Origin of the sequence: Parasphingorhabdus sp., from assembly GCF_036568145.1 — a bacterium.
Lineage (GTDB): Bacteria > Pseudomonadota > Alphaproteobacteria > Sphingomonadales > Sphingomonadaceae > Parasphingorhabdus.
Map to the genome: position 1 here is coordinate 1 of NZ_DATCTC010000004.1, position 21,558 is coordinate 21,558.

The 21,558-nt window shown below is 54.4% G+C and carries 20 protein-coding genes; 12 read left to right on the forward strand and 8 right to left on the reverse strand.

The features are described 5' to 3' along the window. Both VIN76_RS00695 and VIN76_RS00700 read right to left on the reverse strand, forming a co-directional pair. On the reverse strand, positions 1-774 hold a 774-nt coding region (locus VIN76_RS00695; RefSeq protein WP_332039892.1), incomplete at its 3' end, for a class I SAM-dependent methyltransferase. 97 nt (positions 775-871) lie between these two features. Beyond that, positions 872-2,374 carry an aldehyde dehydrogenase family protein gene (locus VIN76_RS00700; protein WP_332039893.1) on the reverse strand — a complete coding sequence of 501 codons (1,503 nt, stop codon included), beginning with the start codon at positions 2,372-2,374 and terminating at the stop codon, positions 872-874. A 194-nt stretch (positions 2,375-2,568) separates the two neighbouring features. Here VIN76_RS00700 and VIN76_RS00705 point away from each other — a divergent pair, with 194 nt between their 5' ends. Next, complete coding sequence (locus VIN76_RS00705) at positions 2,569-2,856, forward strand: DUF1330 domain-containing protein (RefSeq protein WP_332039894.1); 288 nt, start codon at positions 2,569-2,571, stop codon at positions 2,854-2,856. Positions 2,857-2,879: 23 nt separating this feature from the next. Then, complete coding sequence (locus VIN76_RS00710) at positions 2,880-4,079, forward strand: NAD(P)/FAD-dependent oxidoreductase (protein WP_332039895.1); 1,200 nt, start codon at positions 2,880-2,882, stop codon at positions 4,077-4,079. 100 nt (positions 4,080-4,179) lie between these two features. On the opposite strand, the gene VIN76_RS00715 is transcribed toward VIN76_RS00710, so the two are convergent. Beyond that, positions 4,180-5,010 (reverse strand): IclR family transcriptional regulator domain-containing protein, encoded by an 831-nt coding sequence (locus VIN76_RS00715; RefSeq protein ID WP_332039896.1) that lies wholly within the window; start codon positions 5,008-5,010, stop codon positions 4,180-4,182. Between the two features lie 263 nt (positions 5,011-5,273). Between VIN76_RS00715 and leuC the strand changes: the two genes are divergently transcribed. The 4 genes from leuC to VIN76_RS00735 are packed head-to-tail and all read left to right on the forward strand — an operon-like array spanning position 5,274 to position 9,268. Continuing rightward, on the forward strand, positions 5,274-6,683 hold the full coding sequence (leuC, locus tag VIN76_RS00720; protein ID WP_332039911.1) for a 3-isopropylmalate dehydratase large subunit: 1,410 nt from the start codon (positions 5,274-5,276) through the stop codon (positions 6,681-6,683). Beyond that, positions 6,680-7,285, forward strand: coding sequence for a 3-isopropylmalate dehydratase small subunit (locus tag VIN76_RS00725; RefSeq protein ID WP_332039897.1), 606 nt, complete (start codon positions 6,680-6,682; stop codon positions 7,283-7,285). The genes leuC and VIN76_RS00725 overlap by 4 nt, the downstream gene beginning before the upstream one ends. Position 7,286: 1 nt before the next feature. Then, positions 7,287-8,141 carry an isocitrate lyase/PEP mutase family protein gene (locus tag VIN76_RS00730; protein ID WP_332039898.1) on the forward strand — a complete coding sequence of 285 codons (855 nt, stop codon included), beginning with the start codon at positions 7,287-7,289 and terminating at the stop codon, positions 8,139-8,141. Beyond that, a complete protein-coding gene (locus VIN76_RS00735) occupies positions 8,138-9,268 on the forward strand; it encodes a zinc-binding dehydrogenase (protein WP_332039899.1) in 1,131 nt (376 codons plus the stop codon). Before VIN76_RS00730 ends, VIN76_RS00735 begins: the two co-directional genes overlap by 4 nt. 14 nt (positions 9,269-9,282) lie before the next feature. On the opposite strand, the gene VIN76_RS00740 is transcribed toward VIN76_RS00735, so the two are convergent. From VIN76_RS00740 to VIN76_RS00750, 3 genes are read right to left on the reverse strand one after another with little or no spacing between them, the layout of a single operon-like run. Continuing rightward, positions 9,283-9,951, reverse strand: coding sequence for an isochorismatase family protein (locus VIN76_RS00740; RefSeq protein ID WP_332039900.1), 669 nt, complete (start codon positions 9,949-9,951; stop codon positions 9,283-9,285). Next, complete coding sequence (locus tag VIN76_RS00745) at positions 9,921-11,801, reverse strand: hydantoinase B/oxoprolinase family protein (protein ID WP_332039901.1); 1,881 nt, start codon at positions 11,799-11,801, stop codon at positions 9,921-9,923. Before VIN76_RS00745 ends, VIN76_RS00740 begins: the two co-directional genes overlap by 31 nt. Positions 11,802-11,821: 20 nt before the next feature. Beyond that, entirely contained in the window at positions 11,822-13,870 is a 2,049-nt protein-coding gene (locus VIN76_RS00750; RefSeq protein ID WP_332039902.1) for a hydantoinase/oxoprolinase family protein, read from the reverse strand. 277 nt (positions 13,871-14,147) lie between these two features. Between VIN76_RS00750 and VIN76_RS00755 the strand changes: the two genes are divergently transcribed. After that, positions 14,148-15,548, forward strand: a complete 1,401-nt coding sequence (locus VIN76_RS00755) for an MFS transporter (RefSeq protein WP_332039903.1) — start codon at positions 14,148-14,150, stop codon at positions 15,546-15,548. 14 nt (positions 15,549-15,562) lie between these two features. Here the strand turns inward: VIN76_RS00755 and VIN76_RS00760 are convergent, their stop codons facing one another. Further along, on the reverse strand, positions 15,563-16,942 hold the full coding sequence (locus VIN76_RS00760; RefSeq protein ID WP_332039904.1) for a dihydroorotase family protein: 1,380 nt from the start codon (positions 16,940-16,942) through the stop codon (positions 15,563-15,565). Further along, positions 16,939-17,916, reverse strand: a complete 978-nt coding sequence (locus VIN76_RS00765; protein ID WP_332039905.1) for a CobW family GTP-binding protein — start codon at positions 17,914-17,916, stop codon at positions 16,939-16,941. Before VIN76_RS00765 ends, VIN76_RS00760 begins: the two co-directional genes overlap by 4 nt. A gap of 141 nt (positions 17,917-18,057) precedes the next feature. Here VIN76_RS00765 and VIN76_RS00770 point away from each other — a divergent pair, with 141 nt between their 5' ends. The 5 genes from VIN76_RS00770 to VIN76_RS00790 form a co-directional block, all read left to right on the forward strand. Then, positions 18,058-18,930 carry an isocitrate lyase/PEP mutase family protein gene (locus VIN76_RS00770; protein ID WP_332039906.1) on the forward strand — a complete coding sequence of 291 codons (873 nt, stop codon included), beginning with the start codon at positions 18,058-18,060 and terminating at the stop codon, positions 18,928-18,930. Then, on the forward strand, positions 18,927-19,622 hold the full coding sequence (locus VIN76_RS00775; protein ID WP_332039907.1) for an isochorismatase family protein: 696 nt from the start codon (positions 18,927-18,929) through the stop codon (positions 19,620-19,622). The genes VIN76_RS00770 and VIN76_RS00775 overlap by 4 nt, the downstream gene beginning before the upstream one ends. After that, entirely contained in the window at positions 19,619-19,978 is a 360-nt protein-coding gene (locus VIN76_RS00780) for a hypothetical protein (protein WP_332039908.1), read from the forward strand. Before VIN76_RS00775 ends, VIN76_RS00780 begins: the two co-directional genes overlap by 4 nt. Next, positions 19,965-20,789: an alpha/beta hydrolase gene (locus VIN76_RS00785; protein ID WP_332039909.1), complete on the forward strand. Its 825-nt coding sequence runs from the start codon at positions 19,965-19,967 to the stop codon at positions 20,787-20,789. Before VIN76_RS00780 ends, VIN76_RS00785 begins: the two co-directional genes overlap by 14 nt. A 4-nt stretch (positions 20,790-20,793) precedes the next feature. Further along, on the forward strand, positions 20,794-21,558 hold a 765-nt coding region (locus tag VIN76_RS00790; RefSeq protein ID WP_332039910.1), incomplete at its 3' end, for a class I SAM-dependent methyltransferase.

Consider the following 21,558-nt stretch of genomic DNA (forward strand, 5'->3'; position numbering starts at 1 on the left):
GGTTTCCTCGGCATTCATTTGCGCGAAATTCACATCGAAACCCATCGCACCGGCCCGCGCGTGGGCATAGCGTACTACCGGTCCACCCACATCAATTCCCCACACCTCTGCATCGGGAAATATTTCCTTGAAAGGCAGGGTGGAGTGACCCACCGTGCAGCCCATATCCAATATACGCTTCGGTGCAAATCCATTGAGGTTACGGCGGATATAATTACATACCGAACGCCCCATATCATCGTTGAACGGCCCAGTATAACCCATCGAATAAAGATAAACGCCGCGATCATATAGAGCGCCAAGCGAGATATCTTCACCGGTGCTCTCGTCACCACAATAACCGCCGGGCATACAGTGAATGTCAAGCGCAGAGACATAGCGCGGCGGCTCGAATCCTTCAGGAATAAGCAACTCGCCTTTGTTTCGATTTGACATTTTTACAGCATTTTCGTTCAGCAATTCCTGCTCACGCTCAATGCTGTCAATCACACTGTCCCACAGCATTTCCTGACTGATCCGGTTTACAGCTGCGTAGTGACGAAAATAGGGATCGGTAATCATCGCCTTGCGAATGTCGTGTCTATCTGCGGGCTTTTTACCCTCCGCACTCGTAAAGCGCGGCGCAGCGCGACCGTTGAAAACCGGCCCTAGCCTAGGCAACAATCCTTGTTGTACATAATGCTTGAGGCTTTTGGTAAATTCCTGCCGCGAGGCTTCCTGCGGCGTTGCGGCTGGAAGCATGTCGTGACGGATCTGCTGAAAGGTGTTGAGCATTTGTCAAATTCCCTGAGTAGATATTGAGGACTATAGCGCAGGTAGCACACGTGGCGCGAAGCAGGTCGAAGTTATCCGCTGTGTGGACAAGCCACGGCTATACGACAGCACAAACTGTTTTCGTTTCCAGATAATTGTCCAGCGCCTCAATCCCGCTGTCCCGGCCATAACCAGATTGCTTTATCCCGCCAATAGGTAAAGAAGGATCGTACATGGAATGGCAGTTTATCCATACTGTTCCCGCCTTGATCCGCCGGGAAAGGCGATGCGCCGTAGAGAGCGATTCGGTCCAGATTCCGGCAGCAAGCCCGTAAATGCTATCGTTTGCAGCATCGACAACCTCGTCCACATCCTCAAATTTTTGGACAGCAAGAACAGGGCCAAACACTTCATCGCGCACGATCTCCATATCCCTGGTAACGTTGGCAATAACAGTCGGACTGACAAATGTACCCGCAGGACCAGTTCGTTTACCACCCGCCACGATCGATGCCCCCTCCCGCGCGGCACCTTCGATGAATCCAGCTACCCGTTCCGCCTGCCGGGCCGACACGAGGGGGCCCATTTGGGTTGCACTGTTCAACCCATGCCCCATCGTCATGCCCTGCGCATATTGCGCCAGCCCCTCAACAACCCGATCGTAAATCGAGGCGTGGACATAGGAACGCGACCCCGCGACACAAACTTGTCCGGCGTTAAAGAAAATAGCGTTTGCCGCCCCCGAAATAGCATAGTCAAGATCGGCATCGCCCATAAGAATAACCGGTGACTTCCCGCCCAGCTCTAGCGACACCCGTTTCAGATTGCCCTTCGATGCATTGAGTATTGCACGGCCCGTAGCGGTGCTACCAGTGAAGGAAACCTTGTCTACACCAGGATGCGCTGCCAACAATGCACCTGCCTGTGCTCCCCGGCCAGTAACGATATTCAAAACTCCATCAGGCAAGCCGGCCTCGGTTATCAATTCACCTAGTCGAAGCGCTGTCAGCGATGTATCCTCAGCAGGCTTGAGCACGATTGAACAACCCGCCGCCAAGGCTGGCGCAAGCTTCATCGCGGACAGCACAACAGGCGAATTCCACGGCACTATCGCCGCCACGACACCGACCGGCTCTCGCAACGTCCATGCCTCAACCCGCTTACCCTCGGGCTGATAGGTGATCGACGGGGTAATTGTCTTGCCCTCGATTGCCATCGCCTGTCCGGCGAAAAACCGGAATTGCGCAATTGCACCTGGAATCTCGGCCCATCGCGCCACATAAAGTGGCTTCCCCTGATCCAGCGATTCAAGCTCCGACAGCTCATCGATGTTCGATTCAACCAGATCGGCTATCCGGTTCAGAATCGCCGCGCGCACAGCAGGCGGCGTCTCTGCCCAGCCAATCTGCGCGGAGGCCGCAGCAGAAACAGCTGCATCAATATCTGCCTCTTGTGCATCGGGTATGAAAGCGATCATTTCACCTGTCGCAGGGTCAATGCTGGGAATGGTTGTGCCGCCGGATGCTCTTACCCACTGCCCGCCGATCAACATTTTTGATTCACCGGGCTTGACGAGTAGCGCCTTGATAGAGGCAGACATGGGTTCGGGATTAAGGTGCATTACGAATCCTGTTCAATTTCTTGCATCACGCTAGGCAGTATATACCAGCGCCTTTCGCAACACAGGCATACCGCGCTGTGGTAAATAGCGGGATATTGTCAACTCTTTTCTCCGCAGCGCGAATATGGGCCATATCAAGCAAACTACTGATGCCGCTCTTCGCTTATGTCCTGTCCCGAAGAACAGGAGTTACCATGCCAGCATATATTATCGCCACGGTCACCATCAAAGACCCAGAAAAATTTGCCGCTTATGGTGCCGCGATAAAGGGCGTTGCTGAAGAATTCGGAGGTCAAGCCATTGTCAAGGGCACAGTCTCGGAAGTCCTTGAAGGAAGCGTTGACCCCACTGAACGCATAGTCGTCACGAGGTTCCCCGATGGGGCAAGTGCAAAAGCATATATCACATCCGATCGTTACCGCGCAGGCGTCGCCCTGCGTGAAGGAGCTGCAGATGCGCAAATCCGGTTGTTGATCGATTAATCAGGCAGGAATTAGAATAAAACATGAAATTCGATGAACTCAGCTCGAACGTCCTCATCTCAGGAGGAGGGCCAGTGGGCATGACATTGGCCTATTCTTTGGCTTTAAAGGGCATTTCTGTCCGCGTGATCGAAAGTGCAGCGGGGTGTATCGAAGATATGCGCGCATCGACCTTTCATCCGCCGACGATTGAGATGATGGAGGCACTTGGCCTTCGTGAAGAGCTAGAGGCGCAAAGTCTACGCGCTCCGATTTATCAGTATGGAAATCTGCTGGACCAAACCTTTTACTCTCTCGACATGAGCGAGTTGAGCGAGGTTACACCTTACCCATATCGAATGCAGTGCGAACAGTACAAACTTACCCGCTTGATCGCAGAAAAGTTGAACGCTTTACCGAATGCGGAAGTGCTGTTTTCACACAGGGTTTCCAAATTCGAGCAGGCATCCAATGCTGTGCAAGTCGCGGTGGAGAGCCCGTACGATATTCGTCTTTTCCATGCCGATTACCTGGTCGGCGCTGACGGTGGCAATTCGACTGTACGCAAATGGCTTAACACCGGTTTCAACGGCTTCACCTATCCTGAAAGCTTCCTGACTCTTTCGACCGCCTATCCAATCGAACAGCACTTGCCATGGCTGCAACAAATCAACTACGTCACCGATAAGCCCAACTGGTGGGTCTTATTGCGTGTGCCTGGCCTTTGGCGGGTACTAGTCCCTCAACAAGTCGATACGCCTGACAGCGATGTTACAAGTGACCTTAACAAGGATGCATTATTTTCTGCCCTGCTGGACACAAATGAAAGTATCAAAACAATACATCGTACTTGCTATCGCGTGCATCAGCGAGTTGCCAAGACCTTCCGCCGCGGACGAGTTTTGTTGGCTGGTGACGCAGCGCACCTCAACAATCCGCTAGGCGGTTTCGGTATGAATTCAGGTATACACGATGCAATGAACTTGTCCGAAAAACTGGCTCAGATATACTTCGATAACGGCAATGCTGATGAACTGCTCGATAAATATGATCGCCAGCGCCGCACTGTTACGAACGAGTTTGTCCAGAAACAGACCATTGCAAATAAACGTGCATTCGAAGACGCACTTTCGGCTCGGGAAGCGCTTATGGAAATGCTTACTAAAGATGCAAATGCCCGTCAGAGTTATATGCTCGAACAAGCCATGTTCACCAGCCTAGATCGAGCGGCAGCTATTGAATAAACTGCGTATAGTCAGTTTCCGGACGAGCTACATTGTGAGCCGCGAATTTAAAAGCGGCTCACAATGGACCTTCGTTCTAAAACAGATGCTTGCGGATGGATTATGGGTCATTTAAAGAGCGTTCAACTGTTTGTATATCACCTCTGGCTCCCAAGTCACTTCCCGCCAATGCAGCAGTAACATCGGCAGCAGTCTTCTTAAGATCTTCGAGATGACGATCGACCGCCTCGGCTTGTTTCATTGCGGCAGAGAAATAAATCAAGGTTAGCGCGGCTTCAAACTTTCCGTCACGAAAGACCGGCACCGCAATAGTGGATGTTTTGCCCGGCGTAAGATTGTGTTGCCCCCAACCGATGGCAGCATAACCTTCCTCACGAATCTTGTTGAGTGTGTTGACCGAGACATAGGCAATCATTTCCTGTTCTTCAGGCGCTCCAACTTGCGAAATCCAGCTTATCGTGGAATCGAGTTCCTGTTGACTCATGTAAGCAAGGCAGACCCGGCCCGATGCACAGTCCATCAGCGGCAAACGAAAGCCAGGATAATAGCGCTCAAAGGTTAGCGACGTGTCCGAGTGGGTAGAATCGCGAACGACCATGTTCGTGCCAACCCGTACGGTCACAGAAACCGGCCAGCCAATCTTTTGCGTCAGCGCACGGATATGGCTACGCGCTTGTTCCACCACGATACTATCCACTTGAAATCCCTGCGCCAGCGACTGGACAAGAGGAGTCGCGCGATAAAATTTGCGTGACGGTTCCTGCTCTATCAGCCCTTCATGGATTAAGGTCTGCACAATACGGAATGCAGTGGGATAGGGCAGTTGGCCGTACTTCGCGATCTGCATCATAGACAACGATCCCCACTGATTTATCTCTTGCAAGACGCTGATAGCGCGGCTTACTGAACGGATCGGAACTCCTCTTTTCATCTTAATCACCCTATCGTTTTAATAATCGCAAACATGTATTATCCACTGTGCAAATATCCACCCTCCAAATTTTTTATTCGCAGTGCGGATAACTTCTCGACTTAGCAATAGCAAAATCACGTGACGAGAGACCGGTAGTGATCGATTTTAGGGAGTTTTGAACTTTTAAGTAATCAGGGTTGCAATCGCTCCAAGCTATCCGCGTTATGAACAGAGGCGAACCAACCATCGCCCTTGTGCACATGAAGCGCCATTATAGCGTGATGAAACGAGCGGAAAGTTCCAGATCCCTATCACACACAATGTATGAAAAGTTGTGGAACAGCCATGTAGTCGCCGGTGATCCGGCAGGCCGCGCGCTGATCTACATAGACAAGCACTTGTTGCATGAAGTCAGCACTCCACAAAGTTTCGAACTGCTGCGCACGAACAATCTGCGCTTGCACCGTCCGGCCACGCAACTAGCGGTAGCGGATCATGCTGTTCCTACGCGCGTGCGAACCCTGCCGTTGCCTCCCGGTCTCGCGCATGACCAGGTTGCGTTGCTGGAGGCGAATTGCACCGAGTTCGGCATAGAACTGCTGCCGTTGGAGGATAGCCGTCAAGGGATCGTACACGTCATTTCTCCCGAACAGGGTTTTACCCTGCCCGGTATCACGCTAGTCTGCGGAGACAGCCATACCGCGACACACGGTGCATTTGGTGCTCTCGCCTTTGGTATAGGTGCCAGCGAGTGCGGGACAGTCATGGCGACCCAATGCCTATGGCAGAATCGCGCAAAAACGATGCGTGTAAAATTTAATGGAATATTGCAACCAGGAGTTTCGACGAAAGACCTCATCCTCGCTCTGATCGGCAAGATCGGTGCTGCGGGAGCCAGCGGTCATGTCATAGAATTTGCCGGATCTGTTATTACCGCTGCGTCGATGGAAGCACGCATGAGCCTATGCAACATGGCAATCGAGGCCGGGTCGCGCACCGGCCTTATTGCGCCCGACGACACGACCTTCAACTATCTCCATGGCCGCCCACGCGCACCAGAGGGTTCTCTTTGGGACGACGCCATCACTGCTTGGCGAAAACTTCCTAGCGAGCCTGATGCACAATTCGATCAGGAACTCACCATAGATTCCTCAAATATTGGTCCTCAAGTAACTTGGGGCACTTCTCCCGACCAAGTTGGAGCAATCGATGCCCCGGTACCTGATAGTTCCGGTGGCTCGAGCACCGAGAAGGCACGCGCCTATATGGGCATCGAAGCAGGCCGCCCTCTCGAAGGGCTTCCGATTGATTACGCCTTTATTGGGAGTTGCACCAATGGGCGGATAGAGGACCTCCGCGCGGCGGCAGCGGTCATTCGCGGGCGTAAAGTCGCATCTGGTGTCACTGCTCTCGTTGTACCGGGCTCGGGAGAGGTCAAGGCGCAAGCCGAATCCGAAGGCTTGGACACTATTTTCAGGGCCGCAGGATTCGAATGGCATAATTCAGGATGTTCGTTATGCGTAGCGATGAACGGCGACCTCATACCGCCCGGTCAACGCTGCGTTTCTACCAGCAACCGCAATTTTGAAGGTCGGCAGGGCCCTGGTGCGCGCACCCACCTTGCCAGCCCGGCCACCGTCACAGCATCGGCTATCGCGGGATGCCTCGCAGATATCAGGAAAACCGTGTGACCAAATTTTCATCCATTAGTGCTCACGCGATTTCCCTGCCGGATGATGATGTCGATACCGACATCATTTACCCTGCACGCTTTCTGTTGATCACGGAGCGTGAAGGGCTTGCTCGCTATGCTTTCGCTGACAGGGTGAGCAATGGTGATAAGCGTATCGGCGCCGACCATAGTGCGCCCATCCTCATTGCTGGACGCAACTTCGGGTGCGGGTCAAGCCGTGAGCATGCCGTCTGGGCCTTGGCTGCTTTGGGTGTAAAGGTCATACTTGCCCCTTCATTCGGCGAGATATTCCGAACCAATTGCGCCAATAACGGAATTCTAGCAGGCATTGTTGCAGAAAGTCGGATTGCAATGTTGCGCATGGCGGCAGACGCTAGTGAGCAACTGTTAGTAGATCTGACGAGTCAAACTGTTTCCTGCAAGGGCGAAGGAGTCCCTTTCATGATCGGCGAGGCAGAACGAGAGTCTCTGCTCAACGGCTGGAACGAGACAACCCGTATTCTTTCCCTCTACGCGCAGAACATTGCGCACTTTGAACAAAACCAGCGTGCCGAAGCGCCATGGCTATGGGCTAGCGAGGCCCAAAAGGAGTATAATTAAAATGTCTGAATTCCCATTGCGAGAAAAACTGGCCTCCGGTGAGTTTTTTGTCGTCCCCGGCGTGCAAGACATGATCGCCGCGGTTATTGCCAAGAAAGTAGGCTTCGAAATCATGTATGGTAGCGGTTATTGGCTGACCGCCTCGGCATACGGGTTGCCTGATGCCGGGTTGGTTTCTTACAACCAGATGCTGGACCGAATGGAGACGGTACGCCGGACTACCGGAATATCGCTCATCGCGGATGCGGACACCGGATTCGGCGGCTTACTCAACGTGGATCATACGGTGCGGGGATACGAAGCCGTTGGTATAGCCGCGATCCAGATCGAAGATCAGGAGTTCCCGAAAAAATGTGGCCACACACCAGGCCGCCGGGTCGTGCCGATCGAGGATATGGTTCAAAAGGTGAAGGTCGCCACCGCTGCACGTAAAAATATGCTGGTTCTCGCTCGCACCGATGCGCGTCAGGCTGAAGGACTGGACGGAACATTGCGGAGGCTGGAAGCTTATGCCAAAGCAGGAGCAGATGTGCTGTTCCCCGAGGCGTTGGAAAGCGAAGAAGAAATGCACACAGTGTGCAAAGAATTTGATGTTCCTGTCATGGTCAACATGTCCAATGGAGGATCCACTCCCCCGATCAAGGGCGATGTCCTTGCAGAAATCGGCTTCGCTTTTGGTATATATCCTTCGCTGACCAGTCTCGCCGCCGCACATGCAATGGAACAGGCCTTGTTACGACTGCGTGATGACCTAGACGGGGAACCGGCAGACATTCCGATCTTTAATTTCAAGGAATTTTCCTCTTTGATCGGGTTCGAAAAGGTATGGGAATTCGACCGGAAGTGGGCGCGATGACTACACGGACCATAGATGCAGCGGTTCTCGACCGTTCTGGCGATAATCCACTCCCTTATGCCGAGAATGGCGCAATGCGCATTGCCCGGCTTGTTCTTGATCCGCCCGGCCCCGATGAACTGCTGATCCGCATGGAAGCTGCGGGACTGTGTCATTCGGACCTTTCTGTCGTAAATGGTGACAGAGTTCGTCCGGTGCCGATGGCGCTGGGCCACGAGGGGACAGGGATCGTCGAACAGGTTGGCCCCGGCGTTGATACGTTCGAACCGGGTGACAGGGTCGTGCTGGCCTTCCTGCCGGCGTGCGGCGAGTGCGTGCCTTGCATGTCCGGCGAAGGGTATCTTTGCCAAAGGGGCGCTGCTGCAAATGGGCAGGGTGAAATGCTCAATGGCGGCTTTCGTCTTCACGAATGCGGCCATGACGTGCATCACCATCTCGGCGTATCGGCATTTGCCAGCCATGCCGTGATCGACCGCCGATCAGTCGTAAAAGTCCCCGCCGATATTCCGGCCGAAATCGCCGCCGTATTCGGTTGCGCGGTGCTGACCGGCGTAGGCGCCGCCATGAACAGCGCGCAGATAAGACCCGGCGAAAATGTCGTGGTTTTCGGCCTTGGCGGCGTCGGCCTGGCAGCCGTGATGGGAGCGATGGCAAGCGGCGCAGCTAATGTAATTGGCGTAGACCCGATGACTGAAAAGAATGCCATCGCCAAAGAGATCGGCGCACATGGCGTTGAACCGGCGGCCCTTGACGACGCCATCGTGAAAATCATGCCGGGCGGACCGGACGTAGTGATTGAAACGGCTGGCCGCGGTAAAGTTCTGGAAACTGCTTATCACACAGCGCGGCGTGGTGGCCGGGTTGTAACGGTCGGCCTGCCGCCACCCAGCGACCCCTTCACCATTCCGGCTCTGTCGCTGGTGGCAGAGGGCAAGACGGTGATCGGGTCATATATGGGTTCAGCCATTCCTGCCCGTGACATTCCACGTTATATCGCCCTGTGGCAGGCCGGGCGGCTACCGGTGGAAAAACTGGTTAGTTCCACCCATCGACTGGACGAGATCAACGCCATGATGGACCGTATGGCCCAAGGTCAGGGCATCCGGCAAATCATCATGTTTGACTGAGAATGAAGGTGCGATCAGCGCGAGGTGGCAGATATGCTGTCCATATGCGCGATCGCATCTGCCTCGCTTATTACTTCCGCATATTTCTGTGACAAGTCGAACAGGTTCGATTCATGCGGCCGGACATCCCGATCCCCGCAGGCGTCGGCGACGACCATCGGCACAAATCCGCTTTGCATGGCATCCAGCGCCGAGGCACGGACACAACCCGAAGTCGAAAATCCGGTGATGTAGAGCGAATCCACACCCATTGCGGTCAGTGTTGCAGCCAGGGAAGTTCCAAAAAATGCCGAGGCATATTGCTTTGTAACGACCACTTCATCCTCGCGTGGTTGCAAACCTTGTGGGAACTTACCGAGCGGTGATCCTTCGAGAAAGGATTCAAGCGCCGGGACCTTGCTATAAAACAACCCGCCATCGCGACCGCCGGCCCGGTAGACGACGTTGGTAAAAATCACCGGCACATCCTTAAGCCGTGCAGCTTTGGCCAACCGCTCGCAACTTTCCGCAGCCGCTTCAAAGCGAGGTGAATATAGGGGACAATCGGGCGTAAGGTAGGCCATAACGACATCGACCAGCAGCAACGCTGGACGGCTACCAAGCCCAAGCGCCCCTCCAAAACCGCCTGACTTGTAATCATTAAGCAGATCGCTCACGCCGCAGCTTTCTTTTTGTTGTGCCATATCGGCTGCTTCGGAGCGGGAAGTCCGGTTTCCTCTAGGCAATTCGCACGCAATGTCTCAATATCAGGGCCGAAATTAAACGGGCTGTCACTTACGCCGCGTTCGTCGCGCATCTTGTCGCGCAGCGCTGCCGTCGCATCAGTATCCAGAACCCCGTCATCGCCAACTACGACACCATAATCGCGCGCACCTTCGACGGTGACAAGACCCTGAACGATTTCCTTGAGGACCAGTTCGGGATCGCGATCAAGCGGATCGCCCCAGCCGCCACCACCCCAGGTGATAAAATGCAGTTGGTCACCGGCTTCAACGGGATAATCCTCAACCTTGTTACCCATGACAATTTCTGTCCCATCGGTCTTGACCAGAACCTTGCGCGCGCGCTTGCCAGGCAGACCACCGTTTACGCCCCAAGGCGGCACGAACCAGCGATCATCATGGATGGCAATGACGCCCGGTTCAAGGAAGCGATAGATCATGTTTATCCCGTTACCGCCACGGTGCAGTCCGGCGCCGCCGCTGTCGGCTACAGTTTCATATTTCTCGATACGCAGCGGGAAATAGCGTTCGAGAAATTCAGCCGGCACGTTGGTGAAACCGGGCCAGAGCGAATGTCCATCAGGCCCATCGCCAAGCGGGCGTCCCGGAATGCCGCCGAATCCGATCTGGAACAGCTGGAACCATTTTCCGTTGCTGTCCGTCCCGGCATAGAAAAGATGAGGGCTGGACGAAAAGCCGGCTGCATTCAAGAACTCAGGCGTCTTCTGGCCCAGCAAACCACCAAGAATGTCGAACAGACGGCCCAGCGCGTGGGTCCGGCCAGACAGTGCGGCAGGGAATTTGGGTTTCAGCAATGAGCCTTCGGGGATACGCACTTCGATCAAATCGTAGAATCCGTCATTGAACAGAATCTGCGGATCAAACACCATGATCATATAGATGCCAAAAAACATCTTCATCATGTTTTCGTTAAGCAAGAAGTTGATCGACGCCTGACTTTGCGGATCGGTACCGTCAAAATCAAGAATCACACGGCCGTCTTCCCGCCACATCGTGCAACGGATTTTATATGGACCATATCCCATGCCATCGTCGCAGATATAGTCTTCGAAGCTTACTTTTTCTTCGGAAACCGAAGTCTCGACCAGCTTTTTCATCGCACGATAGTTGCGATCAAGCAGCAGGTCAGTGGCCGAAGCATAAACATCATCACCGAACCGTTCGCACATCTCGATAACCCGGCGCGCTGCTACCCGGCAGGCGGCGATCAGGGCATTAAGGTCAGCGGAGCACCATTCCGGCGTGCGGACCTGATGCATCACCAGCTTCAACAGCTCTTCATTATACTCGCCCTTTTTCCAAAGTTTGACCGGTGGAATGCGGACGCCTTCCTGAAAGATACTGGTGGCATCGATCGGCATTGATCCGGGAACCTTGCCGCCAATGTCGGACTGATGGCCGAACATAGAAGTATAAGCAACAAGCCGCCCGTCCTTGAACACCGGCATCAGAACCAACCAATCATTGGAGTGGCTGATAGCGCCGCCAACAGAATAAGGGTCGGACAGGAAAATCAGATCGCCTTCCTCCACAGTTCCGTCATATCCTTCCAGGAAGGGACCGATATAGCTGCCGAACTGACCAACAATCATGCGTCCCTTGCTATCAGCGATCAACGGAAAAGCATCGCCTTGTTCCCGGATGCCGGGCGACATCGCGGTGCGAACAAGGGTTGCGTCCATTTCGACGCGAGCGTTACGAAGCGCATTTTCGATAACTTCCAGTGTGACCGGGTCAATATCGACGGTCTTAAAGGGGGTATCGTCGGCCTGGATGATCCTTGCGGGCATTGTACGTATTCCTTTCCTTCTCAGGCGAGGTTAATGAAGATGTTGCCGACACTGTCGACATTGCCGATGCAGTCGGCTTCGATCAGGGTCGTGGAATCCATCTCGATGACGATGGCCGGGCCGGGAATAATATCGCCCGCGCGTAGTTTGGACCGGTCATAGATAGTAGCTGACCTCATTTCGCCATCCACCCACAATTCATGGTCGCGCATCTTTGCCGCAATTGGGTCGCCATTACCTTCCGGCAAGTTGAACCGCCCCAAATCAAGCGCTGGACCAACCGCCACAGCACGCAGGTTAACCAGTTCATGTGGGCTGTTCATGTTGAAGGTGAAGAGCCGTTCATGCTCTTCATCGAAACGGGCCTGCACCGCCGATAGACCATCGGCACGCAGGGTTTCCGGATCAATGGAAAGCGGCACCTCGAATGCTTGTCCTTCATAGCGCACGTCAAGTTCGAACGACGTAGAGATGTCGGCAGGGTCGATCCCTTCTGCCTCCAGTTCAGCGCGGGTTTCAGAGGACATTTCCTCAAGAATCGCGATAACATTCGCCTCATCGGTCTCGTCAAACCGTTTGGAAAAACTGCGTGCGGCCTCGGTCCTCATGCGTGTCGTTGCATCGCCCAGCGCACATAATACACCGGGGCTGACCGGCGAGACGGCTGGCCAGCTCCCCATCAGGCGCGCGACGGCATTGACATGAAGTGGTCCGGCTCCGCCAAAGCCCATTAAAGCGAAATGGCGGGGATCATAGCCCTGCTGCACCGAAATCATACGCAGCGCACCGAACATATTCTCGTTCACGATGTCAATGATGCCACGAGCAGCTTCCATCAGACCGATCCCCAGCTTGTCGGCGACAGCCTGCACCGACTTCTTGGCACCTTCTCGGTCCAGCTTGAAGCTTCCGCCCAAAAGGCTTTCGGGCAGATAGCCAAGCACAACATTTGCATCAGTCACCGTCGCTTCGGTGCCGCCTTTGCCATAAGCGACCGGACCTGGTTCTGCGCCCGCAGATTGCGGACCGACACGCAAAGCGCCGGTAAGGTCTGGCACATAGGCGATCGAGCCGCCCCCTGCGCCCACTGTCTTCACGTCCAGTGCCGAGGCACGGACCGAAAGATGGCCAACTTCGGTAGTGCGAACGCGCCGCGCTTCAAGATCTTCTATCAGGGCAACGTCTGTCGATGTTCCGCCCACATCGAGCGTCAGGATATTTTTTAGACCCGCATTCTTCGCGACCCAAAGTGCTCCGGTCACACCGCCGGCAGGGCCGCTCATCAACAAGGAGACTGGATGCTCTTCGGATTTCTCGGAACTCATCAATCCGCCATCCGAGCGTAGCAGCGAGAGCGAACCGGCCATACCGGCATCGCGCAACTGGCTACGCAAATTGCGGACATAGCGCCCCACGATCGGGCGCACTGCCGCGTTGGCCACAGTGGTCAGCGTTCTTTCATATTCCTGCATCTCTGGCAGAACTTCGTGGCTGAGCGAGACGGGAATATCCGGCATGATTTCCGCCGCAAGTTCGCCCACTCGTGTTTCGTGTGCGCCGTTAAGATAGCCGTTCATAAGGCTGACTGTAAGTGCTTCGATCCCCGAATCGCGCAGGATTTCAAGCTCGGCGCGGATCTGCGCCTCGTTGATTGCGCTCACTTCATTGCCGCGGGCATCCATACGGCCTTCAATTTCGACCGTATCTTCCAGGGCAGCCAGCGGCTCCGGTTTTGGCCATACGATCCAACCCGCAAGTCCGCCCGGTACAAAGCTGCGGGCAATCTGCATTACCTGGCGATAACCCTCGCTGACGACCAGCCCTACCCGGCTACCCTTACCTTCCAGCATAGCGTTCGTAGCAACGGTAGTTCCGTGCAGGAAAAACTCGATATCCGAAGGTTGAATACCTGCCGTCTCGCAAATCGCGAGCAGACCGTTCTGGATTCCCTGGGAACTGTCATGCGGAGTAGACGGCGTCTTGTGCCGCCAAAACGCGCCGGTATCCTGATCAAACAGCAGGAGATCCGTGAACGTCCCGCCCACGTCAACACCCAATCGATAAGCCATGTCCACACTCTCTTTCGTGTAAGTTTCATATTCGAAAGAGCATTGACAGTCGCCGACTAACAGAGATACGTGGCGCGCTATTCGCCTGGTGGAGACTGACCCGCCCAAATAACAAATTGACACTACGGACCAGAGCGCCCGGCGGCGCTACTGAAACAAGATTTATGATAACCCCCGCAATAGATTTCTCCGCAGGTCGAATAAACTGGGAGCAGACGCATGCGCCTGTCCATCATTCCTGTCAGCCTCTCTTAACACTGTTTATGGGATTTTATTTTTGAACCAAAATTCAACGCCTGGCTCAACCCGATTGCCAGTTAACGTCCTGATGAGATATGGTGTCGGACAAACGGGAACTCAGATATTCCGTGACACACCGGCCGCACTGCTACCAGTGTTTATGACGACGATCCTTGGAATTCCGGCATGGTTGGCCGGGATTGCAATCCTGATACCAAAGCTGTGGGTCATTATCTGCGACCCTTTGATAGGCGCATGGTCGGACAGAACAGCGGGAACGAATGGGCGAACCCCCTTTCTGGTTACAGGGGCCTTGCTTACCAGTCTGGGCTTTTATTTTTTGTTCAGCGTGTCAGGGTTTGAATCCGAAATTGCAACTGCAGCCCTTGTCAGTATGATATTCCTGTTGTCCATGACAGCCTTCAGCGCATTTTCAGTCCCCTATCTCGGTATCGCAGCGCTGCTTTCCACCGATACGCATGAGCGCACACGTGTTTTTGTCTATCGCATGATATTTGCAACTCTGGGCGTTTTGCTCGGCATTGGAGTAGCGCAGCCCACAGTATTCTGGTTCGGCGGCGGATATGACGGCTGGCATGCCATGGGTCTGATCTTCGGACTGATATGTATGGTTTCCATGATGGGTAGCGCCCTCGGTCTGCGACCCGTTCTGGCACGCGTACCAGTCCCCAAAGAAGCGCCGCCGCCGCTGCGTGAGCAATTTCTTATCACGATGCGTAATCGTCCCTTCCGGATTTTACTCAGTATCCACATGATTCAGACAGTCGGGCAGGCATGCTCCTACACTGTGGTTGCAATGGTCTTCATCTATCTGGCCGGAAACGTCAGTCTTTTGTTACCATTCGTTATCATAATGTCTCTTACGGGCCTGTGCGTACAGCCACTCTGGATGAGGCTATCCCGTACTATGGGCAAACTGCCACTGTTCATGTGGCTGTGTATTGGATGGTGCGTGATCACGCTGACTTGGGTGGCGATTGATTATGGCGCACAAATGACCGTATCGCTCCCTTTGATCGGAACAGTGAGTGTCAAGGAATTGCTGATACTACTGCGCGGTGGTTTGATCGGGATGACGAACGTAGGTTTCATTCTTCTGATTACATCGCTCTTTACCGACAGCATTTACCTTGGCGAAGAAAAAGGCCATGTTTCGATGGAAGGAAGCTATGCCGGTATCTGGTCGGCTAGTGAAAAACTGGCCTTCGCACTTGGCCCGCTCATTGCGGGCGTGATACTGTCCTTCTTTGGCTTTGAATCCTCTCGTGGTGGAATAATCGAGCAAAGCGACAGTGCGATGTTCGGTGTCCTTATGATCTATTCTGTCGTACCGCTAACCTTCTTCCTGCTTAGCTTCCTGCTAATCCCGTCGCTCACAAAGGCCTTGCGCCACGCAAACAAACCCGCGTCGGCGTAAGCGTCGTTGCCGGCTTAGGAACCGACGGAACTGCCAGATACAGGCGAACGAGTGAGGTAGCGGCCATATCCGCCCTCACCCGTGATTGTGCCGTCCAGCATGACTGTCTGCCCACGAAGGATGGTGCGGATCGGCCAGCCTTTTAATGCCTGACCTTCGTAAAGGCTGTAATCGGACCATGATCCCAATGCTTCGGGGTCCACATTCTTCACCTTGTCGATATCGACCAACGTGATGTCCGCATCGCTACCCGGCGCAAGGCTACCCTTGCCGTTCATTGAAAAGATACGAGCGGGCGAACTAGTCAGTAATTCGGCAATACGTGGCAGAGACAATCGACCGGCATGATAACCATGGTGCAGCAACACTGGCAGAATCGTAGCTGTACCGGGAAATCCCTGTGAAGCAGACCAGACCGATGTTTCCTTCGTCGCACGCTTACGCGGCACATGGTCCGAGGCGACGACATCGATCGATCCATCCGCCAGTCCTTCCCACATCGCCGCAACATCATCAGGGCTGCGGAACGGAGGATTAGCCTTGCCAATAGCTCCTATATCCGCATCCCAGTCGTGGGTAAGATAATGTGGGCAGGTTTCTACATAAACCCGGTCGTAGCGGTCACGCCACCGGCGTACTTCGTCAAGCGCCATCCGCGTGCTGATGTGCGGGATATAAATCGTTGCGCCCAGATGCTCGGCAAAAGCCAGTGCCCGGATAACACTTTCTGCTTCTGTGAAGTTGGGCTTGGATAGATTCCAGTCCTTGAGCGTGTCGCCCCCCGACATGATCGAACTGCGTCGAAAGCGATTCACCAACTCGATATTTTCAGTATGAACCACGATGGTAACCTCGCCAATTTCTGCTGCCCGTTCGAGTAGGGCATAGAAATATCCGTCATCGGTGCCATCAAGGCCCAGATACCGTCCCTCTTCCCCTTTGAAGTTCATGAAATACTTGAACGAATTGACTCCAAAGCGGGTAACATAGTCGTTCATTTCTTCTAGATGTCGCTCGCTGGTAACGCTGAAATGGAAACCGAAATCGACTAGCGCCCTTTGCCTGGCATGAGCAAATTCGGCGTCGAATACATCCTTGTATGATTCACTGGAAAGAAAATAGCCGAGAACCGAGGTAAACCCGCCTTGAGCGGCATAGGCCGTTTCGCTGCTATATTCCGTGATGGGCTGGGCAAAACCGAAATGAACGTGCGCATCAATCAGTCCGGGAAAGACATGCATGCCGGTGGCATCCAGTATTTCAGTCGCATCCGGAGCATGGCCCGGCATGAACTGCCCAACGACTAGACCGGACGAGACGGCTATATCGCGGTGGACCAAGCCTTCAACCGGATCAACAATGGTGCCGTTAGAAATAACCAAATCGCAATTCATTCGATTTCCTCCTGTACCGGTGGCTGGCTGCCTTCCGGTATAAAAAGCCAGTGCAGGCAAGAGGAGAAATCCTCTTCTTCACAATTTTCGGCGATAAATGTCAGATGATATTGTAATCCACCCGGGATAACAGGCAGTGGCTCGCTCAACAGGCTCGGCCCTACACTCTGAACCAATAACGGCCCTTTGGCTCCCTTTACGATCCCTTTGCAGCGCAAGAGCCGTTCGCCAATCTTTTTGCCAAGCACTTTCGCCAGCGCTGCGATTCCCGCGCGCGTCACCTCGCCCTCTACGGGAAGGCTGAAAGCCCGGACGGCATGAGTATGACCGGCTGGTCCAGCGTAATGTTTGTAATTGTCATCTGCGGACCGCCGCGCGGGACGCATCAGTCTTGCAGGGTCGCTGGCAATCTCTTCTGCCTTAAGGATTTCTGCCAGTGGATTTGCAGCCTGTAATATGGCCATCGCTTCATCCGAAAACGGTCCATCGACATCGGTCTTGGTCAAAACTATTCGGTCCGCCAGCGCCAGTTGCCTTCTTGCCTCCGGGTGTCGGTCCAGCCGCTTTTTCAGGTCGCAGGGTTCGATCGTCACAATGACCACACCCACTTCAAAAAAATGTGACAATAGTGGGCTACTATTCAGGACACGCAGGATCGGGCCAGGGTCTGCCAGCCCCGTGGTTTCAATCACGACCCGCCGAAATGGCGGCAGATTTCCTGAGGCACGGCCCCGGCACAAGTCCAGCAGTGTCTCCGGTAATGAGTCGACCACAGCACAGCACAGGCATCCACCTTCGAGAAGCGCGACATTCTCGGTCCTCTCACTGACCAGCAAGTGATCAAGCCCTATCTCGCCCAGTTCATTTACCACAACCGCAGTGTCGGCAAAGGCCCCGTCTGCGAGTAGCCGGTTGAGCAGCGTTGTCTTGCCGCTACCGAGAAACCCGGTAAGGATATCGACTGTCGTTCGCATCTTAAGTTGGATAATAACAATTGGGGCTGCTCGATCTAATGGCAGCCAGCCAATCTGTTCAACAAGCGGATATCAGTCCTCGTCTCTCTTTTTCAGTGCCCTGATATAGCGGTACCCTCAGCTAACCTGAGAGGAGCAGATATGCAAAAAAGCGAATTCAAGAAACGGCTTTCGGATGGCGCGCCACTATTGTTGCCGGGTGTTGCCAACCCGCTTGCTGCACGTGTCGCACAGGATGTCGGTTTTGAGGCGCTTTATGTAACCGGGGCAGGTGTCGCGAACACGGAACTTGGTTTGCCTGATATCGGAATACTCAATCTGACTGACATGGCGAATGTTGTGGAACGGATTAGCGGTGTCGTGGACCTACCGCTCGTCGTCGATGCGGACACCGGCTATGGCAACTCGGTCAATTGTTATCATGCCGTGCGGCGACTGGAGGCGGCAGGTGCGGCTGTCATCCAGCTGGAAGATCAGGTCTTCCCGAAACGTTGCGGACATTTCGAAGGGAAAGAAGTTGTCCCCGCTGCCGAGATGATCGGCAAGATCCGGGCCGCCTGTGATGCACGGCGCAGCGAGGATACGTTGATCATGGGTCGTACCGATGCCTGCGCGACCGAAGGTTATGAATCAGCCATTGAACGTGCGGCATTATATGCCGAGGCAGGGGCCGATATCCTGTTCATCGAGGCAATGACCGATGAAGCGCAGCTTCGCGATGCTCCATCGCGAAATGATCGTCCGCATCTTGTTAATGTGGTGCACGGTGGCAAGACGCCGGCCCTGCCCGCCGAAGAATTCGGCAATATGGGCTATCGTCTGGTGCTCTATGCCAATGCCGCCTTGCAAGCTTCTGTCGCTGGAATGCAGCACGTCCTGCATGGCCTGCACACCGACGGATCGTTGTGCAAAGTATCAGACCGGCTGGCCGGATTTCCCGAACGCCAACGCATGGTTCGCACCCCCGAGTGGGATGCACTGCGTCAACATTATGAGGGAGGGCAGTCATCATGAACCGACCTTGGTCAAATATTGTAACAGAGGAAGAAGAACGCCGTTACCGCGCTGCTGGCTTTGGACGCGAGGGCGGACTTGGCAAGCGGCCGGCGCTCTTAATTATCGATGTGCAATATCGCACGATTGGCACGCGCGAAGCTCCGTTCTGGGAAAGTATCGAGGAATTCAAGACCAGTTGTGGCGATACAGGCTGGGAAGCAGTAAGGCATATCGCGCCGCTACTTGAGCGGTTCCGTGAACGCAACCTGCCCGTCATTTATCCTTATGTCGCTCCCAAACAGTCTTTTGACAAGGGTCGCCTGGCCGCCAAGGTGCCAGAATTAATGACTATTGCTCAAGACGGTTATCGTTTTGTCGAAGAAATCGCGCCGCAGGAAGATGATGTTCTGCTACCAAAAAAGCATCCCAGTGCATTCTACGGCACACCGCTTGCCAGCTACCTGATCGACCTCGGCTGCGATGGTGTCGTCGTAACCGGCTGTTCTACCAGCGGCTGCGTGCGTTCCAGTGTGGTGGACGCGTTCTCGTACAATTTTCACGTTACGGTTCCGGAAGAATGCGTCTATGACCGCAGTCCCGCGGCTCATGCGGTAAACCTGTTCGACATGGCTTATAAATATGCCGATGTAAAACCGCTGGCTGATATTGATGCTGCGCTTGCAATGATTGGCGGAAAGGAAACATCATGAGTGACAAACCGACTCTGCCCCGTACTGTACGGGGCAAGCGTCCGGGCTTTTACGATACACCGGGCGTCGACGAACTGATGAGCATGATGCTCGCGCTTACGCAAGAGCTCTCGGTTCTACGCGATCGGGTTGATGCGGCGGAGCGCGTCATGGCGAAGCATGGCACAGACCTGGCAAGCGAGATCGAAGCACTCGAACTTGATGAAGCCTCCCTGAAGTCACGCGAAGCAGCGCGTAACAGCCTTTATGACCGGGTGTTCTTCATCTTTGCCCAGCAACGTGCCGAACTGGAAGAACGTGACGACCATGGCACCTATGAACAGGTTCTGGAGAAGGTGGCTCATGGCGATATCTGAAACCCCGCGCCCGCGCCGCGGCTATGCCGATGGGCCCTATGGGCAGGTTCATTACCAGGTGCTCGGTACCGGTACGCCGCTTGTCATGCTGCATCAGGCACCGATGACATCGGGTCAGTTCGACATGGTATACGAGCCGTTGGCGAAACAAGGAATAAGAGCCCTCGGCATAGACATGCCGGGTTTCGGCCTATCAGACCCAACGCCTGCTACACCGACCGTGGCAGACTATGCGGCTGTCGTTCCAGTCGTACTCGATGCCCTGGATATAAAGCAGACGGCCCTGCTGGGTCATCATACAGGCGCACTCGCCGCAACCGAAGCGGCCATCCTGTTTCCCGAGCGGATCAAGCGGCTAATCATAAACGGTGCGTTGCTAGTCAGTGAGCAGGACAGGAACGATTTTCTTACCAACCTGCACGTGTGGGAAAAGAACTTCACAGCGCGCGAGCATGCCGGACACATGGCCGAACTATTCGACATCCGCCACCGTTTTGCGGATGGCACAATATCACTGGATCGTATCAGCGATTACGTTGTTCAGGCACTACTGGGCCGCGGACAGTTCTGGTGGGGGCATCATGCCGCCTATATGTATGATCAGGCACCGCGCCTGCCATTGATAACTCAGCCTACTATGCTGCTGACCAACAGCGGTGATATGATCAACCACCATTCGCACGAAGCGAAGCGTGTCCGCCCCGATTTTGTTTTTGTCGAGTTAGAAGGCGGCGGCATTGATATCGTCGACCAACAGAGCGAAGCCTGGGCTGACGCGGTGAGCCATTTCATCAAAGACGAGAGAGGATGATACCATGGCAGTAGACAATATTTTTCAGCAGGCCGACCATCCTGTTCTGCCCCGGCCGACTCATGACGAACGCAGTCGGCAGGAATTTGCCAAGGGCATGCGCGGCTATATTCAACGTACCATCCTGCCCGGTTTGACTCCACTTTTTCATAAAGTTGCGCACGAATCGAGTGCTCAGGGCGTCGATCTGGAAAGCCGTCATCAGGTGCGTAAGACGATGAAAAACCAGCCTTATTTTCAGGCCTATGCTGCGCTGACCCGCAGCGCGCAGGAAATGATTTGGCATTCAGTGATCGACACGCTGGAGCGTGACTGGCCTCGCCTCAGCCGTGAAGTCGCCGCACATGAAGACAAAGGCGGCGAACTTCGTCTCGATGATGCGATGGAAGTACCACGCTATGTCACCGCGCTGGACATTCACTGTATGCCCGGCGGCTATGATTCGAAAGATGCCGAAGGTTTTGCTGCAGGTGCTCTCTATGAACGCGGGGTCTATCTCTACTCGATGGGATTTGGCGGCCCGTTCAATGACGACAAAGGCCGCTCGGTCTGTAATTATATCCGTCGCAACCTCGATGGCTTTGCACCAAAACGTATATTGGACATGGGCTGCACCGTCGGCCATTCAACCCTGCCTTTCAAGGAAATATTTCCCGATGCAGAGGTGTGGGGAATTGATGTGGGTGGACCGGTAGTACGCTATGCCCACGCGCGGGCCGGTGCGATGGGTTTCGATGTGAATTTCGCGCAAATGAATGCCGAGGAAACC

Bases quoted from the DNA above. Each gene is read 5' to 3' on its own strand.
- VIN76_RS00700 (WP_332039893.1), bottom strand. From the start codon at position 2,374: ATGCACCTTAATCCCGAACCCATGTCTGCCTCTATCAAGGCGCTACTC.
- VIN76_RS00705 (WP_332039894.1), top strand. From the start codon at position 2,569: ATGCCAGCATATATTATCGCCACGGTCACCATCAAAGACCCAGAAAAA.
- VIN76_RS00710 (WP_332039895.1), top strand. From the start codon at position 2,880: ATGAAATTCGATGAACTCAGCTCGAACGTCCTCATCTCAGGAGGAGGG.
- VIN76_RS00715 (WP_332039896.1), bottom strand. From the start codon at position 5,010: ATGAAAAGAGGAGTTCCGATCCGTTCAGTAAGCCGCGCTATCAGCGTC.
- leuC (WP_332039911.1), top strand. From the start codon at position 5,274: ATGAAACGAGCGGAAAGTTCCAGATCCCTATCACACACAATGTATGAA.
- VIN76_RS00730 (WP_332039898.1), top strand. From the start codon at position 7,287: ATGTCTGAATTCCCATTGCGAGAAAAACTGGCCTCCGGTGAGTTTTTT.
- VIN76_RS00735 (WP_332039899.1), top strand. From the start codon at position 8,138: ATGACTACACGGACCATAGATGCAGCGGTTCTCGACCGTTCTGGCGAT.
- VIN76_RS00740 (WP_332039900.1), bottom strand. From the start codon at position 9,951: ATGGCACAACAAAAAGAAAGCTGCGGCGTGAGCGATCTGCTTAATGAT.
- VIN76_RS00745 (WP_332039901.1), bottom strand. From the start codon at position 11,801: ATGCCCGCAAGGATCATCCAGGCCGACGATACCCCCTTTAAGACCGTC.
- VIN76_RS00750 (WP_332039902.1), bottom strand. From the start codon at position 13,870: ATGGCTTATCGATTGGGTGTTGACGTGGGCGGGACGTTCACGGATCTC.
- VIN76_RS00760 (WP_332039904.1), bottom strand. From the start codon at position 16,942: ATGAATTGCGATTTGGTTATTTCTAACGGCACCATTGTTGATCCGGTT.
- VIN76_RS00765 (WP_332039905.1), bottom strand. From the start codon at position 17,916: ATGCGAACGACAGTCGATATCCTTACCGGGTTTCTCGGTAGCGGCAAG.
- VIN76_RS00770 (WP_332039906.1), top strand. From the start codon at position 18,058: ATGCAAAAAAGCGAATTCAAGAAACGGCTTTCGGATGGCGCGCCACTA.
- VIN76_RS00775 (WP_332039907.1), top strand. From the start codon at position 18,927: ATGAACCGACCTTGGTCAAATATTGTAACAGAGGAAGAAGAACGCCGT.
- VIN76_RS00780 (WP_332039908.1), top strand. From the start codon at position 19,619: ATGAGTGACAAACCGACTCTGCCCCGTACTGTACGGGGCAAGCGTCCG.
- VIN76_RS00785 (WP_332039909.1), top strand. From the start codon at position 19,965: ATGGCGATATCTGAAACCCCGCGCCCGCGCCGCGGCTATGCCGATGGG.